Below are 3,362 nucleotides of genomic sequence, written 5' to 3'. Positions count from 1 at the left end.
CCCCGTAGGCGAGCAGTCGCTTGCCCCAACCTGTACGCATGGCTTCCTTCTCGTCGCAGGGACGCGGCGATCGGGTGATCGCCGCCGTCGATAACGGAGTCGACTGCGCTACCGACGGCCACCTGCGGCGGGAGGATGGCCTACACATCGGATGTATGACGAGATGAAACGGCATACAACCGGGGGCAGGCTATGAAAGACCCGACGTTCATGTCAATCGCCCGAGCGCGGGGAACCCGGCATCACCGGGCTGAGCCGGGCGAAACCCTCCTGGCGCTGATAGGCGAAGTGCGGGTACGGGGCGGTGCGCTCGCCGGCCTTGTCCAGGCGGGCGACCTGCCCGTCGGTCAGCCGCCAGCCGATCGCGCCGAGGTTCTGTCGCAGCTGCCGCTCGTCGCGGGCGCCGATGATCACCGACGCGACGGTCGGCCGGGTGAGCAGCCAGTTGAGGGCGATCTGCGGCAACGCCCGACCGGTCTCGGCGGCGATCTCGTCCAGCACGTCCACCACGGCGTACAGCACCTCGTCGTCGACCGGCGGCCCGAAGCCGGCGGTGGCGTGCAGGCGGCTCTGCTCGGGCAGCGGCTGCCCGCGGCGCACCCGGCCGGTGAGCCGACCCCAGCCGAGAGGGCTCCACACCAGCGCTCCGACGCCCTGGTCCCGTCCCAGCGGCATGAGCTCCCACTCGTAGTCGCGCCCGACGAGCGAGTAGTAGACCTGGTGGGCGACGTAGCGCGGATGGTGGTGCTGGTCGGCCAGGGCCAACGACTTCATCAGCTGCCAGCCGGCGAAGTTGGACACGCCGAGGTAGCGGATCTTGCCGGCGCGCACCAGGTCGTGCAGCGCGTCGAGAACCTCTTCGATCGGTGTGCCGGCGTCGAAGGCGTGCAGTTGGAACAGGTCGATGTAGTCGGTGTCCAGCCGCCGCAGCGCCGACTCGACGGCGCGGATGAGCCGCGAGCGAGACGAGCCGGCGTCATTCGGCCCGTCACCGGTGGGCAGGCTGGCCTTGGTGGACAACAACACCGCGTCCCGTCGACCCCGCACGGCCGCGCCGAGCACCTCCTCGGAGGCGCCGTCGGAGTACACGTCGGCGGTGTCGAACAGGGTGACGCCGGCCTCCAGGCAGATGTCCACCAGCCGCCGGGCGGTCCGGGCGTCGGCGTCGCCCCACGCCCCGAACAGCGGTCCGCGACCGCCGAACGTGCCGGCCCCGAAACTCAGCGCCGGCACGTGCAGTCCCGACGCGCCGAGCCTGCGGTACTCCATGAAACCCACCCCTAACGGTACGGTGATCCCGTTAGCAACGTAGCACGTTAAGGGGACGGGAGTACCGTTATGGTGGCCAGTCGGCCCGGCGGCCGGACCGCGAGGGTACGCGCCGACGTGCTCCGCGCGGCCGGGGATCTGCTGGCGGAGCAGGGCTTTGCTCAGCTGGACCTGGGCGAGGTGGCGCGGCGGGCCGAGGTGGGGCGGACCACCGTGTACCGCCGCTGGGGCACGGCCATTGCGCTCGTCACGGACCTGCTGATCGACATGGCGGAGCAGTCCCTGCCCCGGTCGCGGACCGGGGACCTCGATCAGGACCTTCGGGCCAACGCGCGGCTGGTGCAGCGCACGCTGGCCGATCCACGCCAGGGGCCGCTGTTCAAGGCGATCATCGCGGGCGCGACCTGGGACGAAGGGGCGGCGACGGCGCTGCGGACCTTCTATCGAACGCGCGTGGGGGAATGGTCGCCGTGTGTGGCGGAGGCGGTCGAGCGGGGCGAGCTGCCGGCGGGGACCGACCCGGCCGCGGTGATCCAGGCGGTGTCGGCGCCGCTGTACTACGACCTGCTGATCACCGGCCGGGTGCCGGACGAGCCGGCGGCCGACCGGGCCGCGAACGCGGCGGCGCTGGCCGCGAGGGCCGGGGCGTTCGTTGACTTGGCGGGACATGCAGTCGAGACCTCCGACATCGAAAGGCCGGCATGACTATCCGACACGTCGCCGCACTGGCCGCGGCCCTGCTGGTGGCCACCGCATGCTCGGGCAACACCAGCAGCGGGCCGGCGCCGACGGCGGCGGCTTCGACGGGCCTGGTGGCGGTGGCGCTGACGGTGCCGACGGGCATGGGCGCGGCGCCGTTCGACGTTGACCGGCAGGTCGTCATCCCGAGTGGCTGGAAGATGTCGGTGTTCGCCCGGGTCCCCTCGGCCCGCCTGGCGGTGTGGGCGCCGGACAAGACGCTGCTGGTGTCTGTGCCCGAGAACGGCACAGTCGTGCGACTTGTGCCGGACGGGACGGGCAAGGCGACCGAGTCGGTGCTGCTGAAGGGGATGAACCAGCCGCACGGCCTGACGTTCGCCGGCTCGACGCTGTTCGTGGCGCAGAGCGACCGGGTGGACAAGTTCGCTTACGCGGACGGCAAAGCGACGGATCCCCGGCCGGTCGTGACCGGTCTGCCGGACGCGCGGAGCCCCGAGCTGGGCGGCCAGTACGCGCACGCGTTGAAGAGCGTGGCGGTGGGGCAGGACGGCTCGGTGTACGTGTCGGTCGGCTCCACCGGCAACGTCACCCCGGCGGACCTCAAGGCCAACCCGCCGCGGGCCTCGATCCTGCGCGTGCCGCCGGGCGGAGGTCCGGCGAAGCCGTTCGCGGTGGGTGTCCGCAACGGCACGGGCCTGGCCATCGCCCCTGACGGCGCGGTGTGGACGGCCGTGAACAACCGCGACAACGTGCAGTACCCGTTCGACCGTCCCTACGGCGACGCCTCGGGCTCGTCCAAGGGACAGGTGATCCCCGACTACGTGCGTGATCACCCCATCGAGCCGCTGGCCAAGCTGACCAGCGGCCGCAACCTCGGCTGGCCGTACTGCAACCCGGACGCCGACACCGATCCCGGCGTCAAGGGCAGCACCCAGGACCTGTCGAACGTCGGCTTCAACACCGACGTGGAGACCAATGCCGACGGCCACCAGCTCGACTGCGCGAAGCTGCCCAAGGTCGAGCAGTCCCTCGGCGCTCACTCCGCGCCGCTCGGCCTGTCCTTCGTCGACGGCGGCCTGCCCGGCGACTACGCCCACGGCGCACTCGTCGGCGTGCACGGGTCGTGGAACGCGCAGCCGCCCCGCGCGCCCGAGGTGTCGTTCTTCCCGTGGGCCAACGGCGATCTGGGCAAGCAGCAGACCCTGGTCGGCGGCTTCCAGGCCACCGACGGGTCGCGCTGGGGCCGGCCCGTCGGCGCGGTCATCGGCCCCGACCACGCCGTCTACATCACCGACGACCAGGCCGGCGCCGTGTACCGACTGGTGGCGCCGGGCAACTGATCACTTCTTGCGCAGGCGCTTGAGCGCGTCCTTCGCCCGCTGCTGGTTCCTGGG

General features: G+C 71.7%; 3 protein-coding genes. 2 read left to right on the top strand and 1 reads right to left on the bottom strand.

The window, feature by feature from the left end:
* Window positions 1–213 precede the first annotated feature (213 nt).
* Window positions 214–1,269 (bottom strand): aldo/keto reductase, encoded by a 1,056-nt coding sequence (locus KUTG_RS04435; protein WP_043728270.1) that lies wholly within the window; start codon window positions 1,267–1,269, stop codon window positions 214–216.
* Between the two features lie 69 nt (window positions 1,270–1,338).
* Here KUTG_RS04435 and KUTG_RS04430 point away from each other — a divergent pair, with 69 nt between their 5' ends.
* Both KUTG_RS04430 and KUTG_RS04425 read left to right on the top strand, forming a co-directional pair.
* Window positions 1,339–1,974 (top strand): TetR/AcrR family transcriptional regulator, encoded by a 636-nt coding sequence (locus tag KUTG_RS04430; protein WP_052393932.1) that lies wholly within the window; start codon window positions 1,339–1,341, stop codon window positions 1,972–1,974.
* Window positions 1,971–3,308, top strand: a complete 1,338-nt coding sequence (locus KUTG_RS04425) for a PQQ-dependent sugar dehydrogenase (protein WP_043715088.1) — start codon at window positions 1,971–1,973, stop codon at window positions 3,306–3,308. Before KUTG_RS04430 ends, KUTG_RS04425 begins: the two co-directional genes overlap by 4 nt.
* Window positions 3,309–3,362: the final 54 nt, after the last annotated feature.

It is taken from the genome of Kutzneria sp. 744, assembly GCF_000568255.1.
In the GTDB taxonomy this organism is placed as follows: Bacteria; Actinomycetota; Actinomycetes; order Mycobacteriales; family Pseudonocardiaceae; genus Kutzneria.
The sequence above is the reverse complement of the archived record's forward strand: the minus strand, read 5'-3'. Positions and strand labels throughout refer to the sequence as shown.

Coding starts and splice junctions, on each gene's coding strand:
- KUTG_RS04435 (WP_043728270.1), bottom strand. CDS start 1,269: ATGGAGTACCGCAGGCTCGGCGCGTCGGGACTGCACGTGCCGGCGCTG.
- KUTG_RS04430 (WP_052393932.1), top strand. CDS start 1,339: ATGGTGGCCAGTCGGCCCGGCGGCCGGACCGCGAGGGTACGCGCCGAC.
- KUTG_RS04425 (WP_043715088.1), top strand. CDS start 1,971: ATGACTATCCGACACGTCGCCGCACTGGCCGCGGCCCTGCTGGTGGCC.